Source organism: Burkholderia pseudomultivorans, from assembly GCF_902499075.1.
Classification (GTDB): Bacteria; Pseudomonadota; Gammaproteobacteria; order Burkholderiales; family Burkholderiaceae; genus Burkholderia; species Burkholderia pseudomultivorans.
This window is the reverse complement of sequence record NZ_CABVPP010000017.1, coordinates 14054-30280: the sequence shown is the minus strand read 5'-3', so window position 1 is coordinate 30280 and position 16227 is coordinate 14054. Positions and strand designations below refer to the sequence as shown.

At 68.8% G+C, this 16227-nt stretch carries 17 protein-coding genes, 1 other RNA gene and 1 riboswitch; of the genes, 8 read left to right on the top strand and 10 right to left on the bottom strand.

Annotation, left to right across the window (positions count from 1 at the left end):
* The first annotated feature begins 34 nt into the window (after positions 1 to 34).
* Positions 35 to 784 (top strand): uroporphyrinogen-III C-methyltransferase, encoded by a 750-nt coding sequence (gene cobA / locus BST28156_RS14060; RefSeq protein ID WP_174902497.1) that lies wholly within the window; start codon positions 35 to 37, stop codon positions 782 to 784.
* 73 nt (positions 785 to 857) lie between these two features.
* Here the strand turns inward: cobA and BST28156_RS14055 are convergent, their stop codons facing one another.
* Genes BST28156_RS14055 through lptF form a run of 3 tightly spaced genes read right to left on the bottom strand, consistent with a single transcriptional unit; the run spans position 858 to position 3525 of the window.
* Positions 858 to 1253 carry a sirohydrochlorin chelatase gene (locus BST28156_RS14055; protein ID WP_060245123.1) on the bottom strand — a complete coding sequence of 132 codons (396 nt, stop codon included), beginning with the start codon at positions 1251 to 1253 and terminating at the stop codon, positions 858 to 860.
* Between the two features lie 28 nt (positions 1254 to 1281).
* Positions 1282 to 2430, bottom strand: coding sequence for an LPS export ABC transporter permease LptG (gene lptG / locus BST28156_RS14050; protein ID WP_174902496.1), 1149 nt, complete (start codon positions 2428 to 2430; stop codon positions 1282 to 1284).
* A gap of 3 nt (positions 2431 to 2433) precedes the next feature.
* Positions 2434 to 3525 carry an LPS export ABC transporter permease LptF gene (gene lptF, locus BST28156_RS14045; RefSeq protein ID WP_060245121.1) on the bottom strand — a complete coding sequence of 364 codons (1092 nt, stop codon included), beginning with the start codon at positions 3523 to 3525 and terminating at the stop codon, positions 2434 to 2436.
* Between the two features lie 122 nt (positions 3526 to 3647).
* Here lptF and BST28156_RS14040 point away from each other — a divergent pair, with 122 nt between their 5' ends.
* From BST28156_RS14040 to BST28156_RS14030, 3 genes are all read left to right on the top strand, one after another.
* The gene (locus BST28156_RS14040; RefSeq protein ID WP_059604680.1) at positions 3648 to 5159 is read left to right on the top strand and encodes a leucyl aminopeptidase; all 1512 of its coding nucleotides are present in this window, start codon (positions 3648 to 3650) and stop codon (positions 5157 to 5159) included.
* Positions 5160 to 5193: 34 nt separating this feature from the next.
* Positions 5194 to 5610: a DNA polymerase III subunit chi gene (locus BST28156_RS14035; RefSeq protein ID WP_174902495.1), complete on the top strand. Its 417-nt coding sequence runs from the start codon at positions 5194 to 5196 to the stop codon at positions 5608 to 5610.
* A gap of 129 nt (positions 5611 to 5739) precedes the next feature.
* Positions 5740 to 6582: a DUF2486 family protein gene (locus BST28156_RS14030; protein WP_174902494.1), complete on the top strand. Its 843-nt coding sequence runs from the start codon at positions 5740 to 5742 to the stop codon at positions 6580 to 6582.
* 121 nt (positions 6583 to 6703) lie between these two features.
* Here BST28156_RS14030 and BST28156_RS14025 read toward each other — a convergent pair whose 3' ends face one another.
* Both BST28156_RS14025 and ilvD read right to left on the bottom strand, forming a co-directional pair.
* The gene (locus BST28156_RS14025; protein WP_060245118.1) at positions 6704 to 7030 is read right to left on the bottom strand and encodes a c-type cytochrome; all 327 of its coding nucleotides are present in this window, start codon (positions 7028 to 7030) and stop codon (positions 6704 to 6706) included.
* Positions 7031 to 7158: 128 nt separating this feature from the next.
* The gene (gene ilvD, locus BST28156_RS14020) at positions 7159 to 8832 is read right to left on the bottom strand and encodes a dihydroxy-acid dehydratase (RefSeq protein ID WP_174902493.1); all 1674 of its coding nucleotides are present in this window, start codon (positions 8830 to 8832) and stop codon (positions 7159 to 7161) included.
* A 144-nt stretch (positions 8833 to 8976) separates the two neighbouring features.
* On the opposite strand from ilvD, the gene BST28156_RS14015 reads away from it, so the two are divergent.
* Together BST28156_RS14015 and lgt are read left to right on the top strand one after the other, a co-directional pair.
* The gene (locus BST28156_RS14015) at positions 8977 to 9888 is read left to right on the top strand and encodes a LysR family transcriptional regulator (RefSeq protein ID WP_174902492.1); all 912 of its coding nucleotides are present in this window, start codon (positions 8977 to 8979) and stop codon (positions 9886 to 9888) included.
* Positions 9889 to 9968: 80 nt separating this feature from the next.
* Positions 9969 to 10859, top strand: a complete 891-nt coding sequence (gene lgt, locus BST28156_RS14010) for a prolipoprotein diacylglyceryl transferase (protein WP_060245115.1) — start codon at positions 9969 to 9971, stop codon at positions 10857 to 10859.
* Positions 10860 to 10971: 112 nt separating this feature from the next.
* On the opposite strand, the gene BST28156_RS14005 is transcribed toward lgt, so the two are convergent.
* The 5 genes from BST28156_RS14005 to BST28156_RS13985 all read right to left on the bottom strand — a co-directional run bounded on the left by BST28156_RS14005 (position 10972) and on the right by BST28156_RS13985 (position 13422).
* The gene (locus BST28156_RS14005) at positions 10972 to 11712 is read right to left on the bottom strand and encodes an SIMPL domain-containing protein (RefSeq protein WP_060245114.1); all 741 of its coding nucleotides are present in this window, start codon (positions 11710 to 11712) and stop codon (positions 10972 to 10974) included.
* Positions 11713 to 11891: 179 nt separating this feature from the next.
* Positions 11892 to 12353 (bottom strand): EVE domain-containing protein, encoded by a 462-nt coding sequence (locus BST28156_RS14000; protein WP_060245113.1) that lies wholly within the window; start codon positions 12351 to 12353, stop codon positions 11892 to 11894.
* 135 nt (positions 12354 to 12488) lie between these two features.
* A non-coding RNA gene (gene ssrS / locus BST28156_RS13995) (6S RNA) lies at positions 12489 to 12670 on the bottom strand.
* A 90-nt stretch (positions 12671 to 12760) separates the two neighbouring features.
* Positions 12761 to 13075, bottom strand: a complete 315-nt coding sequence (locus BST28156_RS13990; RefSeq protein ID WP_009692315.1) for a cell division protein ZapA — start codon at positions 13073 to 13075, stop codon at positions 12761 to 12763.
* Positions 13072 to 13422: a hypothetical protein gene (locus tag BST28156_RS13985; protein ID WP_060245112.1), complete on the bottom strand. Its 351-nt coding sequence runs from the start codon at positions 13420 to 13422 to the stop codon at positions 13072 to 13074. Before BST28156_RS13985 ends, BST28156_RS13990 begins: the two co-directional genes overlap by 4 nt.
* 166 nt (positions 13423 to 13588) lie before the next feature.
* Positions 13589 to 13840: riboswitch (cobalamin riboswitch) on the top strand.
* 531 nt (positions 13841 to 14371) lie between these two features.
* Between BST28156_RS13985 and BST28156_RS13980 the strand changes: the two genes are divergently transcribed.
* On the top strand, positions 14372 to 15385 hold the full coding sequence (locus BST28156_RS13980) for a FecCD family ABC transporter permease (RefSeq protein WP_174902532.1): 1014 nt from the start codon (positions 14372 to 14374) through the stop codon (positions 15383 to 15385).
* Positions 15382 to 16182, top strand: coding sequence for an ABC transporter ATP-binding protein (locus tag BST28156_RS13975; RefSeq protein ID WP_174902491.1), 801 nt, complete (start codon positions 15382 to 15384; stop codon positions 16180 to 16182). The genes BST28156_RS13980 and BST28156_RS13975 overlap by 4 nt, the downstream gene beginning before the upstream one ends.
* Positions 16183 to 16227 lie beyond the last annotated feature (45 nt).

Sequence of the window (16227 nt, the reverse complement as noted above, 5' to 3'; positions counted from 1 at the left end):
AGCGGCCGTTTTCGGACCAAGCGAAGTGACTGACATGGGCAAGGTTTATCTGATCGGAGCAGGGCCGGGCGCGGCCGACCTCATCACGGTGCGCGGCGCGCGGCTGCTCGAACGGGCGGACGTCGTGCTGCACGACGCGCTGGTCGAGCCCGCGATGCTCGACTATGCGCCGCACGCGCGCAGGATCGCGGTCGGCAAGCGCTGCGGGCAGCGCTCGACCGCGCAGCATTTCATCAACAAGCAGATCGTCGACGCGGCGCGCGAGCATGCGTGCGTCGTGCGGCTCAAGGGCGGCGATCCGATGCTGTTCGGCCGTGCGGACGAGGAAATGCGCGCGCTCGAAGCGGCCGGCATCGACTACGAGATCGTGCCGGGCATCACCGCGGCGCTCGCGGGCGCCGCGACGCTGAAGCGCTCGCTGACCTTGCGTGGCGTCGCGCGCAGCGTCGCGTTCGCGACGCACAGCCGTGCGCCGGGCAGCGACGAGATTCGCGAAGCCGCGCGTGCCGATTCGATGGTCTACTACATGGGCCGCGACAGCGCGCCCGGCATCGCGCAGCAACTGATCGACGCCGGCCGTGCGCCGGCGACGCCGGTGGCGATCGTCGAGGCGTGCAGCACTGCGCGCGAGCGCACGCTGACGCTGACGCTCGCACAGATGGCGGCCGGCGACGCGCAGACGTGGCTCGATCCGGCGCAGCCGAGCCTGCTGATGATCGGCGATGCGTTCGCGGAGCGCGTGCGCGACGTCAAAGAGGGCGATGCGTTGCGGAATGCTGCCTGATCGCGACGTCGTCCGAAATGAAAAACGCTGGCCAAGGCCGGCGTTTTTCATTTGAGCGGGACCGTTGCGCGTGTCACGCGTCGTCGCTTCCGAGCTGGTCGAGGCAGTAGCGTGCGATTGCGTCGAGCACGCCGTCGTCTTCGCCGACCGCCGTCGCGCAGCGGATCTCGACACCCGGATGCGCGGCGCGGCACGCGTCGACCAGTTGCGGCAGGTCGCGGCGCACGTGGCCGCCCTGGCCGAAGAATACCGGCACCACGGTGATGCGCGCGCAGCCGGCCGCGACCTGCGCGGCGACCGCGTCGCCGAGCGACGGCGTCATCAGTTCGAGGAACGCGAGCGACACGAGCGGCGCGGGGGAGGCCGCCGAGCCGGCGCCGCGCAGCCGCGCGGCGAGCCGCTCGAACGGCTCGGCCCAGCGCGGATCGCGTGCGCCGTGGCCGAACAGGACGATGCCGTGCGAACTCATGTCGAGACCTCCGTCGGGCGCGCGGCGCTCAGTGCCGGTCGACCCATTTCAGCGCGAACAGGCCGAGCGCGAGATAGATCAGGCCCGGCGTGGCCGCGGTGAGCGGCGCGGGCCACGTGTTCAGCGTGCCGATATGCGAGAACAGCGTATTGAGCAGCTGGAAGCTCATCCCGAGCATGATGCCGCCGAACACCTTCACGCCGACCACGCCCGCCCGCGTGTGCAGGTATGCGAACGGCAGCGACAGCACCAGCATCACGAACACCGCGAACGGATACAGCAGCTTGCGCCACAGCGCGATGTCGTAGCGCTGCGTGTCCTGCTGATTCTCGCGCAAATGCTGGATGTAGCGGAACAGGTTGATGATCGACATGCGCTCCGGCGACACGAGCAGCACCGACAGGATCTGCGGCGTCAGGTCCGAGCGCAGCCGGTATTCGGGCAGCGTGACCTGCTGCGACCGGTACACGGGATTCAGCGCGTCGGCCGGCTGGCCGGCGATCGGCTTGATCGGCGTCAGCTCGGTCTCGGTCACGCCCTTCAGCAGCCAGTGGCCGGGCGGCTCGTAGCTGCCCTTCTGCGCGATCCGCACGTTCTGCAGCTGGAATTTCGAGTCGAATTCGTAGATCCGCACGTTGCTGATCGTCGAGTCGGGCGACAGGCTGCCGACGTTGACGAAGCGCGTGACCTGCTCGCCGTTCTCGCGGGCCGCGAGCGTGTCCTTCACCCACACGCCCGACTGGAAGTTCGACGACACCGACGCGCCGAGCGCCTGCAGCCGCACGCGTTCGGACAGCTGATCCGCGTACGGGCCGACGAACTCGCCGATCAGGTAGGTGACGATCACGAGCGGAATGCCGATCTTCAGCAGCGAGCGCAGCGCCTGGTTGGTCGCGAGGCCCGACACGCGGAAGATCGTGAATTCGGAGTTCGCGGCCATCTGCGCGAACACGTAGATCGCGCTGATCAGCGCGGCGACCGGGATGATCTCGTAGAAGCGCGACGGCGTCTGCAGCGCGACGCGCAGCACCGCGTAGCCGAACTTGTAGTTGCCGTGCCCGACCGAGTTCAGTTCGCTGATCAGGTCGAAGAAGAAGAACAGGCCCGAGAACGCGAACAGGATGAAGACGAACGTGACGTAGATCTGCCGCGCGAAGTACTTTTCATAGAGCCGCATCGATCATGCTCCCGAGCGGCCGAACAGCGCGCGTGTCAACAGCGGGCGATTGCGCACGCGCAACCAGAAGATGAATCCGACGATCGCCGCGACGATCAGGTGCAGACCGACCAGGCCGACGCCGAACGACATCTTGCCCTGCTCGATCTGCGCCTGCACGACGTTCAGCAGGTTCGAATACGTGAGGTAGATCAGCACCGCCATCACGAGGTTGATCGTGCGGCTGCGGCGCGGGTTCTGATAGGCGAGCGGGATGCCGAGCACCATCAGGTTGATCGCGATCAGCGGCAGCCCCGCGCGCCACGCGAATTCCGCGAGGTTGTCGCGCGTCGGGTTGCGCAGCAGGTCGAGCGTCGGCGTGCTGTTGGTGGTCGGCACGTTGACGACCGGCGTGCTGGTGATCTTCACGCCGTAGCGCTGGAACTCCATGATCTTGAAGTTCGGCTGGCCGGGCGTGCCGTCGTAGCGGCGGCCGTTCTCGAGCACGACGAAGCGGTCGCCGTCGCGGGTTTCGGTGTGACCCGTCTGCGACACGACGACGTTGACCTTGCCGTTCTCGGTCGAGGTCACGAACACGTTCTGCACCTTGCTCTGGTCGGGCGTCATCTTCTCGATGAAGAACACGCGATGGTTCGTCGCCGATTCGCGGAACTGGCCCGGCGCGAGCAGCGAGATTTCGTCGCGCTGCTGGAAGCGCGCCTTGATCATCTTGCTCTGCTGGTTCGACCACGGCCAGCCGACGAACGCGAAGAACGCGATCAGCAGGACGATCGGCGTCGCGAACACGCCGATCGGCTTGATCAGGCGCGTGAGGCTCACGCCGGACGCGAGCCAGACGACCATTTCGGAGTCCCGGTACCACCGGGTGAGCACGAACAGGATCGACACGAACAGCGTGACGACGAGCATCACCGCGAGGTAGCCGATCACGGTCAGGCCGATCAGCACGAGCACGTCGCGCGGATCGATTTCGCCGGACGCGGCATAGCCGACGATGCGGATCATCATCGTCGTGAGCATGATCGTGAGCAGCACCATGAACACGGCGCCAGCCGTATACGCAAGCTCGCGCTGGAGGGAGCGTTCGAAGATCATTCTTGATGAGAAGAGGGCGGGAGGCTGCGCACGCGTGGTGGAGCGCTCGCGCCGCCACGGGAAAAATAGCGGATAATTGCGGCTTTCATCCTTAGCCCAGATTTTATCCGAGGACAAGCGCGATGGACTTTAGCATAAAAGGCTGTGATTGGAGCAAAGGCGAGGCCAAGGGGTTCCTGACCGGGAAGTCCGACTGCATCGTGCTCGGCATCTTCGAGGCGCAGACGCTGTCGGGCGCGGCGCTCGACATCGACACGGCCACCAAGGGACTGATTTCGCGCGTCGTGAAGGCCGGCGACATGGACGGCAAGCGCGGCAAGACGCTGTTCCTGCCCGAAGTGTCGGGCATCGGCGCATCGCGCGTGCTGCTGGTCGGCCTCGGCAAGCAGGATGCTTTCAACCAGAAAGCCTATAACGATGCGGCGACGGCCGCATGGCGCGCGCTGCTGGCGACCAAGGTCGTCCAGGTCACCTTCACGCTCGCGCAGCTGCCGGTCGACGAGCGCGGCTCCGACTGGGGCGTGCGCGCGGCGATTCTCGCGCTGCGCAACGAGACCTACCGCTTCACGCAGATGAAGAGCAAGCCGGAACCGGTGTCGCACACGCTCAAGCGCGTCGTGTTCAGCGTCGATCCGGCGGACGAAAAGGCTTCGAAGCTCGCGATCAAGCAGGCCGTCGCGCTCGCGAACGGGATGGACCTGACGCGCGATCTCGGCAACCTGCCGGGCAACGTCTGTACGCCGACCTATCTCGGCAACACCGCGAAGCAGCTCGCGAAGGATTGGGGCCTGAAGGCCGAGGTGCTCGGCCTCAAGCAGATCCAGGCGCTGAAGATGGGCTCGTTCCTGTCGGTCGCGCGCGCGTCGGTCGAGCCGCCGCAGTTCATCGTGCTGCACTACCAGGGCGCCGCCGCGAAGGCCGCGCCGGTCGTGCTGGTCGGCAAGGGCATCACGTTCGACACGGGCGGCATCTCGCTGAAACCGGGCGAGGGCATGGACGAGATGAAGTACGACATGTGCGGCGCCGGCTCGGTGCTCGGCACGATGCGTGCGGTCGCCGAGATGGGGCTGAAGCTGAACGTCGTCGCGATCATCCCGACCTGCGAGAACATGCCGGGCGGCAACGCGACGAAGCCGGGCGACGTCGTCACCAGCATGAAGGGCCTGACGATCGAGGTGCTGAACACCGACGCCGAAGGCCGCCTGATCCTGTGCGACGCGCTCACCTACGCGGAGCGCTTCAAGCCGGCGGCGGTGATCGACGTCGCGACGCTGACGGGCGCGTGCATCATCGCGCTCGGCCATCACAACAGCGGGCTGTTCTCGAAGGACGACGCGCTCGCGGGCGAACTGCTCGACGCGTCGCGCGAGGCGAACGACCCGGCATGGCGCCTGCCGCTCGACGACGAGTACCAGGACCAGCTGAAGTCGAATTTCGCGGATCTCGCGAACATCGGCGGGCGTCCGGCCGGCAGCGTGACGGCCGCGTGCTTCCTGTCGCGCTTCACCGAAGCGTACCCGTGGGCGCACCTCGACATCGCCGGCACCGCGTGGAAGAGCGGCGCGGCGAAGGGTGCGACGGGCCGTCCGGTGCCGCTGCTCACGCAGTTCCTGATCGACCGCGCCGGCCAGTGATGGCGGCACGCAAGCTGTTGCAGGTGCGCGGACGATGACGCGGATCGACTTCCACTCGAACGTCGGCGATTCGCTCGCGTACGCGTGCCGGCTGCTGCGCAAGGCCTACCAGGCCGGGCAGCCGGTTGTCGTGCTCGCCGAGCCCGCGCGGCTGCGCGCGCTCGACGAGCGGCTGTGGACGTTCTCGCCGCTCGACTTCATCCCGCATTGCGGCGTCGACAGCGCGCACGCGGCCGGCACGCCGATCGTGCTGGCCGCCGACCTCGGCCGCGCGCCGCATCATCATGTGCTGCTGAACCTCGGCGCGGCCGTGCCCGCGCAGTTCGCACGCTTCGAGCGCCTGCTCGAAGTGGTCGGCAATGCGCCGGACGAACTGGCCGCGGGCCGCGAGCGCTACCGCTTCTACCGCGATCGCGGCTACGCGCTGAACAACTACAAGCAGGGCGCCTAGCGCGGTGTCCGATGCCGGCCGGCATCGATGCGCCGCGCTTTCACGTGGAGGCGGCGCTGCGCGGCCGCGCCCGTGCTGCGAGCCGGCATTGACCACTACACTAGCGGAAACCGTCGACGGAGTGCTGCCGTGACACAAGCCGAATCATCCTCGATCCCGACGCTGACCGACGTGCTGGTGCCGGGCAATCCCGCCCGCGCGCGTTCGCCCGCTGCCGGCGCGCCGCAGCCGCACGACGACGCGACGCTGCCGGTGCTGACCGACGTGATCGCGCCGGGCGGCGCGGGCGCGGCGCCCGCGGTGCCGTCCAAAGTCGAAGCCGACCCCGATACCGTCGTGGTCGAGCCGGTGCCGACGCCCGACGTGCCGGCGGTGGAATGGCCGCCGCGCGTCGGGGCCGCGACCGCAAGCGATGCCGATGCGCCCGCCGAGCCGGCCGCCGCGCAGCGCGTCGTCGCCGAACATGCGGCGATGGATGCGCCGCTCGCGTCGGCGCTGGCCGCCGACGCCCTGTCGTCGCACGCCGATCCGGCGGCCGCGCACGCGCATGCGCCGCTCGAACCGGTGTCGGGCGGCAACGTGCCGGAAACGGCCGTATCGGCCGCCGACGGGCCTGCGGCCGTTGCCGGCCCCGCAGATGCGACCGTCGGCTCGGAACCGGCTGACAGGCCCGTTTCGGGCCTGGCGCAGCCCGATGCGCCGGCGCCGGCAGAAGCCGCGGCCGCGCTGACGGCCGCAGACGCGCAGCATATCGCCGAGCGTCTGCGCAATCGTCTGACCGGTTATCTGACCGGTGCCGGGCGCGAGACCATCGAGGCTCGTTGCCGCGACGCGCTGCACGACCATTCGGCGTGGCTGGTCGGCCAGATCACGCGCGAAGTGGCGCTGGCGCTGGAAACGGAAGTGATGGACTGGGTGCGCGACGCGGTCGACGAAGAGATCGCGCGGCGCCGGGCCGGGCATTCGGGCTGAACGCGCGCGCGGTGCGGCGGCGAAAAGAGGGGTGGGGCGGCAGCCGGTTTGCGTGCGGCAGCGAGGGCCGGCCTGCCGTTCGAGCGAGGGATGGGTTCCGTCCCCGACAAGCTCTACAGATTCAGCGCAACGACAGCACCCACTGCGCGAGCGCGTGCGCCTCGGTGCTCGTCAATTGCGTATTGGCCGGCATCGGCACGTTGCCCCAGACGCCGACGCTGCCCTTCACGATCGATTGCGCGAGGTAGTCGCCCGCGTCGCTGCGCGCAGCGTACTTGCCGGCGATATCGTGGAACGACGGGCCCATCAGCGGCTTGCCGACCGCGTGGCACGCCATGCAGTTCTTGCGCTGCGCGAGCACCAGCCCTTCGGCCTGTTCGGCGTGCGCGGCCGCCGCACTGCCGGTCAGCAGCGTCACCAGCAGCGCGCGCAATATCGTCTGTTTCATGCAGTTCTCCGCCGGCCCAACGGCCGGCTTCACGGTCCGCGCATTATAAAAGCAAAGGGAAAACGCGTTTTGCGCGTTCGCCGCTGCGCGCCGTTAAATGGGGCTGCATGACGCCGCGCCGCGCCGCGTCAGCCGGTCACCGCGCCGCGGTTCGCCGGCCGCGCGAGCGCCGCGTATTTCGCGAGCACGCCGCGCGTGTAGCGGGGCGCCGGCTGCTTCCACGCGGCGCGGCGGCGCGCCAGCTCGGCATCGTCGACGTTCAGCTGCAGCAGCAGCCGATGCGCATCGATCGTGATCGAGTCGCCATCCTGCACGAGCGCGATCGTGCCGCCGACGAACGCCTCGGGCGCGACGTGGCCGACCACCATCCCCCAGGTGCCGCCCGAGAAGCGGCCGTCGGTGATGAAGCCGACCGATTCGCCGAGCCCCTTGCCGATGATCGCCGAGGTCGGCGCGAGCATTTCCGGCATGCCGGGGCCGCCCTGCGGGCCGAGGTAGCGCAGCACCAGCACGTCGCCCGCGCGGATCTTGTCGCCGAGGATCGCATCCATCGCGCTCTGCTCGTCGTCGAACACGCGCGCCGGGCCCGTGATCACCGGGTTCTTCAGTCCGGTGATCTTCGCGACCGCGCCGTCTTCGGCGAGATTGCCCTTCAGGATCGCGAGATGGCCCTCCTTGTACAGCGCGCGCTCGATCGGGAAGATCACCTGCTGGTCCGCGCGCGGCACGGACGGCACGTCCTTCAGCTCTTCGGCGATCGTGCGGCCGGTGATCGTGATGCAGTCGCCGTGCAGCAGGCCCGCATCGAGCAGGATCTTCAGCACCTGCGGAATGCCGCCCGCGCGGTGCAGGTCGGTCGCGACGTACTGGCCGGACGGCTTCAGGTCGCAGATCACCGGCACGCGCTTGCGGATCCGCTCGAAGTCGTCGATCGTCCAGTCGACTTCGGCCGCATGCGCGATCGCGAGATAGTGCAGCACCGCATTGGTCGAGCCGCCGGTCGCCATGATCAGCGACACCGCATTCTCGATCGACTGCTTCGTGATGATGTCGCGCGGCTTCAGGTCGCGCTTCACGGCCTCGACGAGCACGCGCGCGGATTCGGCGGCCGAATCGACCTTCTCCTGGTCGGGGTTCGCCATCGTCGACGAGTACATCAGCGACATGCCGAGCGCCTCGAACGACGAACTCATCGTGTTCGCGGTGTACATGCCGCCGCACGAGCCGGAGGTCGGGCACGCATGCTTCTCGACCCCTTCGAAGTCCTCCTGCGACATCCGGCCCGCGGTGAACTCGCCGACGGCCTCGAACGCCGACACGATCGTCAGGTCGCGCCCCTTCCAGTTGCCGGGACGGATCGTGCCGCCGTACACGTAGATCCCCGGCACGTTCAGGCGCGCGAGCGCGATCATCCCGCCGGGCATGTTCTTGTCGCAGCCGCCGACCACGACCACGCCGTCCATCCACTGGCCCTGCACGCAGGTCTCGATGCAGTCGGCGATCACCTCGCGCGACACCAGCGAGTACTTCATCCCTTCGGTTCCCATCGACATGCCGTCCGAGATCGTCGGCGTGCCGAAGATCTGCGGGTTCGCGTCGGCCGCCTTGACGGCCGCGACGGCGGCGTCCGACAGGCGCTGCAGCCCCGAGTTGCACGGCGTGATTGTCGAGTGGCCGTTCGCGATGCCGATCATCGGCTTGTCGAAATCGTCCTGCTGATAGCCGAGGGCGTAATACATCGAGCGGTTCGGCGAGCGGGCCACGCCTTGCGTGATGTGCTTCGAGCGACGGTTGTACGGCATGGGGAACTCCATCGTTGTAGGGGCCGCCGGCAGGACGCCTGCGACCGGTGCGCCGGTTCGGATGAAGCAAGGATGGCGTTTCGGGTAAGGCCTGTCCAATATATTATTTGTGGCCTATTAGGTCGTTTTACGAATGAGTGACGCATGACCGATCCGATCCCCGACTTGCGCCAGTGGCGCTATTTCGCGACTGTCGCCGACGAGCGCCATTTCGGCCGCGCGGCCGAACGGCTGTCGATCACGCAGCCGCCGCTGTCGCAGGCGATTCGCGCACTCGAGGACGCGCTCGGCGTCGCGCTGTTCGTGCGCACCAAGCGCTCGGTCGCGCTGACGGCGGTCGGCGCGGCGCTGCTGCCCGACGTGCGGCGGCTGCTGGCGTCGGCCGAAGCGCTGCCGCCGCTCGCCAGGCGGCTCGCGCGCGGCGAGGCCGGTTCGCTCGCGCTCGCGTTCGTGTCGACGGCTGACTACGGGCTGCTGCCGTCGCTGCTGCGCGCGTTCGGCACGCGCTATCCGCAGGTGCGGCTGCAACTCGCGGAGGCGACCAGCGACGTGCAAATCGACGAACTCGCCGCCGGCCGCATCGACGCGGGGCTCGTGATCCCGCCCGTGCCGCCGCGCCACGCGGCCGAGCTGTCGTACCTGCCGGTCGTGCGCGAGCCGCTGGTGGTGGCGATGCCGGCGGCGTTGTCCGACGCGCCGGAGCACGAACCCGTGCAGCTCGCCGAGATCGCCGCGCTGCCGCTCGTGATCTTCCCGCGACGTTTGGCGCCCGGCTTTTATGACATCATTACGGGCTGCTATGGCGCGGCGGGGGAAACCCCGCGCATCGGCCAGGAGGCGATCCAGATGCAGACGATCGTCAGTCTCGTGTCGGCCGGCATGGGCGTCGCACTGGTGCCGCAGTCGCTGCGTAACCTGCGGCGCACCGGCGTCGCGTACCGGCCGCTCGCCGGCGACGCGCCGGTCGTCGAGACGGGCCTGGTCTGGCGCACCGGCGACGTGAGCCCGGTGCTGGCCGGCTTCATCGACGTCGTGCGCCAGTGCGCGGCCGCGTGACGCGAACGATGACGCGCGGGCGCCGTCCAATGCGCGGTGCCGGCGCGCCGCACCGCATTCGAAAACTTCATCGCTAACCCATGATCATTCACCCGAATTTCGACCCCGTTGCGATCCACCTCGGGCCGCTGGCCGTACGCTGGTACGGCCTCATGTATCTCGTCGGCTTCATCGCGGCGATCGTCGTCGGCCGGATCCGCCTGAAGCTGCCGCATGTGGCCGCGCAGGGCTGGACCGCGAAGGACATCGACGACATGATGTTCTACGGCGTGCTCGGCACCGTGCTCGGCGGCCGGCTCGGCTACGTGCTGTTCTACAAGGCCGACTTCTACTTCTCGCATCCGCTCGACGTGTTCAAGGTGTGGGAAGGCGGGATGTCGTTTCACGGCGGCTTTCTCGGCGTGACGCTCGCGATGGTGCTGTTCGCGTGGCAGCGCAAGCGCCACTGGCTGCAGGTCACCGATTTCGTCGCGCCGATGGTGCCGACGGGGCTCGCGGCCGGCCGCCTCGGCAATTTCATCAACGGCGAGCTGTGGGGCCGCGTCACCGATCCCCATGCGCCGTGGGCGATGCTGTTCCCGGGCGCGATGCGCGACGACGCCGCATGGCTGCCGAAGCATCCGGACCTCGTCGAGAAGTGGCATCTCGCCGATGTGTTCATGCAGTACCAGATGCTGCCGCGTCATCCTTCGCAGCTCTACGAAATCGCGCTCGAAGGGATCGTGCTGTTCTTCCTGCTGTTCTTCTTCTCGCGCAAGTCGCGGCCGATGGGCGCGGTGTCCGCGCTGTTCCTGATCGGCTACGGCCTCGCGCGCTTCACGGTCGAGTTCGCGCGCGAACCGGACGACTTCCTCGGCCTGCTCGCGCTCGGGCTGTCGATGGGGCAGTGGTTGTCGCTGCCGATGATTCTCGCGGGCGTCGCGCTGATGGTGTGGGCGTATCGCCGCCGCGCGGCGAACGCGACGGCCTGAGCGAAGGGCGCCGGTGCGCATGCGCCGGCGCCGCGAATCGATCGCCTCGCGTGTAAACGACAAACGCCGGCCTGCGGGCCGGCGTTTGCACATGCAGCGCAGCAGTCGTGCGTTACTTCATCTGCACCGAACCGTTGACGGTGACCGACACGGTCGCCTTGCCGCCTTCGACCGAGATCGGCGCGCTCATCTTCGCGCTGTCCATCGGCGCCGCGGCCATCGCCATCATGCGCGGGTAGGGTTGCACGTTGCGGCCGCCGCCGACGTTCACGTCGCGGATCGTGTAACTGCTGTAGCCGAACGCCTTCGCGGCCTCGTCCGCGCGCGCACGGAACGACTTGATCGCTTCGGTCGTCAGCTTCTGCTCGGCCGCGCGCTGCGCTTCCGGCGACAGCGAGAACTCGACGTTCGCGACCTGCATCTGGTTCGACAACTGGCCCGCGAGCTTCGATGCCGCGGCGAAATCGCGCGATTCGAGCACGACCTCGGTGCGGCCGCGCCACGCGGAGATCTTGCCGTCGCGGTCGGTGCTCGGATAGACGGAGAACGCGCCCGTGTGCGCGGTGACGCCCGACACGCCCTTCGCCTGAGCGAGCGCGGCGTCGGCGCGCTGGTTCAGCGCGGACGTGAGGCTGCCCGGATCCTTCGCCTGCTGCTCGTAGAACAGCGTGATGTGGATGATGTCCTGCGGCACGTCGGCGCTGGCCTGCGACGACAGCGACAGCACGCCGGCCGGCTCCGGGAAGTGCGGGTTCGCGGCCTGCGCATGCGCGGCGGGAGACGCGAGCGTCAGCGCGACGGGAACGGCAGCGGCGAGTGCGAGCGACAGCGCGAGTGCGGATTTCTTGGTCATTGTTGGACTCCTTGTGCGAGGGCGCGCATGCGGATCACGCGTGCGCGACGCGGCATGCCGCGCGACAAAAACGAGCGCCGGCCCGATCGACCGGCAGCGGTTGCTTAGGCTGCGCGAACGCGCCGCGAGTTCCATGGCGCCGCCGCGGGCTGACCGGATTTGACCTTTGGCGCGCGCGCCTACTTCATCAGCTTCTCGGTGATGAAGCGCCATTCCGCACGCGTGACGGGCGTGATCGACAAGCGGTTGCCGCGCGCGAGCACGCGCATGTCGGCCAGTTCGTCGTGCTCGCGCAGCGCGGCGAGCGGCACGAGCGGCGACTTCTTCACGAAGCGCACGTCGACCAGCAGCCAGCGCGGCGATTCCTGCGACGACTTCGGATCGTAGTACGGGCTGTCGGGATCGAACTGCGTGGGATCGGGGTAGGGCGTGGACGACACTTCGGCGAGGCCCGCGATGCCCGGCTCGGGGCAGCTCGAGTGATAGAACAGCACGCCGTCGCCGATTTTCATCGTGTCGCGCATGAAGTTGCGCGCCTGATAGTTGCGCACGCCGGTCCAGGGCAGCGTGCGTTGCGGTGCGCTCGCGAGATCGTCGATGCTCGCTTCGTCCGGTTCGGACTTCATCAGCCAGTATTGCATGGATCGTGATCGACGCAAGAAGAGGCGGTCTGGAGCGATCGGCGGACAGGACGCGCAACGGCAGGCTGGCGCGCTCCGTCCACAGACGGACCCTGAAAAAGGAAACGGCACCGGGACTCGCCCGATGCCGTTGGATAGGCCCCCGCCTTGGCCGCTAGGCCGGCATCCTGAACCTGAGGTTCAGAATTGGTCGCAGTTAGCAGCACTTCGGGTACATCAGACAGAGTGACGCGCGCGCCCGTGCTACAAATTTCCGCAACCGTGCACATGGCATTGGTTCAAGGAATATATGACCTTGGCGAACCAGGCAGGGAAGCTGACTAAACTGTGAAACGTTGAATCGTTGCGTCCAATTTGACCACCGTTGATCGTCGAGATCAAGGGAAATCGACGCGTCGATTCGAAGCTTACTGCGGCTCGTGCTGTGCGAGCACCGCGCCGAGCTGTTCGTTCATCTGGCGCATTGTACGCCGGATTTCTTCGGCCGGAAATGCTTCACCGTGCCGCACGCTCGTTTGCAGTCGCAGCAATTCCGACGCGAGCGACAGCGCCGCCATCACTGCGATGCGATCGGTGCCGCGCACCGAACTGTTCGCGCGGATCTTCGACATTTCGGCGTCGACGCGCGCGACGGCCTCGAGCAGCGCCGCTTCGGTTTCGGCCGAGCAGGCGAGACGATAGGCCTGGCCGAGAATCGAGACTTCGATCTGCTTGGTGCTCATGCATGTTCTCCGTGGCTGGCCGCGTCGTCGCCATCGGTGCGCGCCTGCGCATCCAGCAGGTCGAGCTGGTTGTCGGATTGTTCCGCGCTCTTCGTGCGCGGCAGCTTCTCGAGGATCGCGTTCAGTTTGACCTGGGCGTCGTCGATCTTCGCCGACAGCGTGTCGCGCTCGGCTGCGAGCGCATTGCGTTCCTCGCGCAGCTGCGTGAGCTCCGCGCGGACCGTGTCCGCTTCCGCGCGCAATTGCGCGACCTGCTCCTCGAGCGCGAGCCGTTCCGAGTGGTAGCGCTTGTTCAGCGAAATCAGTCGGCCAATATTTTGAGAAAGGGTTTCGAGTTCGTTGAGCATCTGCTGCGTCCTCTAAAGACCCAGCATTTTAGCGCGGAATACCGTGCATTCCGACATCTGTAACGTTTCCAGTCGTAACACCCCCGCTTCTTGTCGCGAATCGGCGCGTTGCGCGGCACTTTGCGCACGCGGCGCGACGCTTTCTTGACGCTCGCGCGGCCCGCTCCTAAACTGGCGCCGCCTCGGTGCGCGCGCGTGACACGCGCGGTTAAACGGGAAGCAGGGCGCGCGCTTTCGCCGGAAAGCCGTCAACCTGCGCTGCCCCCGCAACGGTAAGCGGCCGCGTCGTCCGACGCAGGTCGGCTCGGGCGCGTCCGGCGTGCGTTTCGCATGCGGCGCGGGCCACTGCGCGATCTCGCGCGGGAAGGCGAGCCGGACCGCCGCCAGCCCGGATACCGGCCGGGGCGGGAAGCCCGCACGGGCTTCATGACGCGCGGCCTGCGGGGAGGCAGGATGCGCAGTGCTTGACGGGATTTTCTTCGATGCCGACCCCAATCGTCCGCCGGGCGCCCGGCGCGCGCCGCGGCTGTGCCGCTTGCCGCCGTCGTGTGCATCGGCGCGGCCGGATCGCCGGTCGTTCTCCGGCGTGCCGTGCCGTGTTCGAAGCGGCGCCGTCGTATCGGTCGTGCGCGGTGCGTCCGGTTGCGCCTGGCAGCCGCGCACCGGTGCGGCGCGGCGACTGCCGGCCCGACGCGGACGCTTTCCTCTATATTGCGCACAATGCCTGCCGTGCGACGGCGCACGGATCCGGATGCGATGCGATCGTCGACTTCACCGTGCACGCCGGCGCGACGACGCGAACGCCGGCACGTATTCCGACACGCTGTTCGACAAGGACCTCAAGCTTGCCTATGCCCATCACCCGCGACGCCGCGACGCCGCTGTCGCCTCCGGCCGGCTGCCGCCGCGCGCGCATGCGCCGCGCATCGTGCTCGGCGCCGCGCGTCGCATGAGCGCGGCGCGCGCCACGGCGATCTGGGCCGCGCTCGCGGCCGTGGTCGTGCTATTGCTGGTCGCGTCGCTGTCGATCGGCAGCGTGCCGATGTCGCCGTGGCAGGCGCTCGCGTCGCTCTTGCCGCACGGCGGCGACGCGGCGACCCACGACATGCTGTTCGCCGACATCGTGCGCACCTTGCGCCTGCCGCGCGCGCTCGCGGGCTTTGCGTGCGGCGCGCTGCTCGCGCTGGCCGGCGCGCTGCTGCAGGTGCTGCTGCGCAATCCGCTCGCGGAACCGTACGTGCTCGGCGTGTCGGGCGGCGCGGCCGGTTTCGCGCTGGTCGCGATGATCGCGGGCGGCGCGTGGTGGCTCGTCGACGCGTCCGCGTTCGCCGGCGCGCTCGTGTCGATCGCGCTCGTGCTCGGGCTCGCGCGCCGCGAGCTGTGGCGCGGCGAAACGCGCGACGCATCGCCGCGGCTGCTGCTCACCGGTGTCGTGATCGCGGCCGGGTGGGGCGCGCTCGTCACGCTGCTGCTGTCGCTCGCGCCCGATGCGCGCCTGCGCGGCATCATCTTCTGGCTGACCGGCGACCTGAACGGCGCGAGCGCGCCGTGGTTCGCGGGGGGCGCGCTGCTGCTGGCTGCCGGCGTCGCGCTGCCGGCCGCGCCGCAACTGAACGTGCTGCTGCGCGGCGATGCGACCGCGCTCGCGCTCGGCGTGCCGGTCGCGCGCTTGCGCGTGCGGATCTATCTCGTCGCGTCGCTGGCCGCCGCGGCCGCGGTGACGACGGCCGGCACGATCGGCTTCGTCGGCCTCGTCGTGCCGCATGCGCTGCGGCTCGCATTCGGCAACGACCAGCGCATGCTGTTGCCTGCCGCGATGCTCGCGGGCGGCGGCGGCGTGATGGCGGCCGACCTGCTGGCGCGCACCGCGATCGCGCCCGCGCAATTGCCGGTCGGCGTGATGACCGCGCTGATCGGCGTGCCGGTGTTCCTGTGGATGTTGCTGAGGAGACCGATGCGATGACGGCCGCCGCAGAGATGAGCTACGCGGCGGTCGGCCTGACGCTGCGGGCCGGTGCGCGCACGCTGCTCGACGGCTTTACGCAGGCGTTTCGTCCCGGCGAGATCTGGTGCGTCGCGGGGCCGAACGGTGCCGGCAAGACGACGCTGCTCGCGACGCTCGCGGGCCTGCAGCCGCCGGCCGGCGGCCGCGTCGAGATCGACGGGCGGCCGCTGTCCGCGTGGCCGCACGGGCCGCTCGCGCAGCGGCGCGCGCTGATGCCGCAGCAACTGCACGACGCGTTCAGCGCGACCGTGTTCGACACCGTGCTGCTCAACCGCTTCCCGTATCTCGGCGGCTGGGGCTGGGAGCGCGACGACGATCGCGCGGCGGCCCGGGCGGCGCTCGCGACATTCGGCCTGGGTGCGCTCGCGGCGCGCGACGTGCTGTCGCTGTCGGGCGGCGAGCGGCAGCGCGTCGCACTCGCGGCGACCCTGTGCCAGGATGCGCCGCTGATGCTGCTCGACGAGCCGCTCGCGCATCTCGACCTGCATCACCAGATCGACTGCCTGACCGCGCTGGGCGCGTGGCTCGACGCGGGGCCGCGCACCGTGCTGTTCTCGTGCCACGACCTGAATCTCGCGCGGCGCTTCGCGACGCACGCGCTGCTGCTCGACGGCCGCGGCCGCGCGTGGGCCGGCCCGGTGCACGACGTGCTGACGCCCGAGCGGGCGAGCGACGCGTTCGGCTATCCGCTCGTGCTGATCCGCGAGCACGGCCGCGATGCGCTGTTGCCCGCATGGCCCGAGCGGCGATCCTGACGATCTTTCTTTCGATGCGCGGCGCGAGCCGCGCCAACGAGGCCA

Bases quoted from the DNA above. Each gene is read 5' to 3' on its own strand.
- cobA (WP_174902497.1), top strand. From the start codon at position 35: ATGGGCAAGGTTTATCTGATCGGAGCAGGGCCGGGCGCGGCCGACCTC.
- BST28156_RS14055 (WP_060245123.1), bottom strand. From the start codon at position 1,253: ATGAGTTCGCACGGCATCGTCCTGTTCGGCCACGGCGCACGCGATCCG.
- lptG (WP_174902496.1), bottom strand. From the start codon at position 2,430: ATGCGGCTCTATGAAAAGTACTTCGCGCGGCAGATCTACGTCACGTTC.
- lptF (WP_060245121.1), bottom strand. From the start codon at position 3,525: ATGATCTTCGAACGCTCCCTCCAGCGCGAGCTTGCGTATACGGCTGGC.
- BST28156_RS14040 (WP_059604680.1), top strand. From the start codon at position 3,648: ATGGACTTTAGCATAAAAGGCTGTGATTGGAGCAAAGGCGAGGCCAAG.
- BST28156_RS14035 (WP_174902495.1), top strand. From the start codon at position 5,194: ATGACGCGGATCGACTTCCACTCGAACGTCGGCGATTCGCTCGCGTAC.
- BST28156_RS14025 (WP_060245118.1), bottom strand. From the start codon at position 7,030: ATGAAACAGACGATATTGCGCGCGCTGCTGGTGACGCTGCTGACCGGC.
- ilvD (WP_174902493.1), bottom strand. From the start codon at position 8,832: ATGCCGTACAACCGTCGCTCGAAGCACATCACGCAAGGCGTGGCCCGC.
- BST28156_RS14015 (WP_174902492.1), top strand. From the start codon at position 8,977: ATGACCGATCCGATCCCCGACTTGCGCCAGTGGCGCTATTTCGCGACT.
- lgt (WP_060245115.1), top strand. From the start codon at position 9,969: ATGATCATTCACCCGAATTTCGACCCCGTTGCGATCCACCTCGGGCCG.
- BST28156_RS14005 (WP_060245114.1), bottom strand. From the start codon at position 11,712: ATGACCAAGAAATCCGCACTCGCGCTGTCGCTCGCACTCGCCGCTGCC.
- BST28156_RS14000 (WP_060245113.1), bottom strand. From the start codon at position 12,353: ATGCAATACTGGCTGATGAAGTCCGAACCGGACGAAGCGAGCATCGAC.
- BST28156_RS13990 (WP_009692315.1), bottom strand. From the start codon at position 13,075: ATGAGCACCAAGCAGATCGAAGTCTCGATTCTCGGCCAGGCCTATCGT.
- BST28156_RS13985 (WP_060245112.1), bottom strand. From the start codon at position 13,422: ATGCTCAACGAACTCGAAACCCTTTCTCAAAATATTGGCCGACTGATT.
- BST28156_RS13980 (WP_174902532.1), top strand. From the start codon at position 14,372: ATGAGCGCGGCGCGCGCCACGGCGATCTGGGCCGCGCTCGCGGCCGTG.
- BST28156_RS13975 (WP_174902491.1), top strand. From the start codon at position 15,382: ATGACGGCCGCCGCAGAGATGAGCTACGCGGCGGTCGGCCTGACGCTG.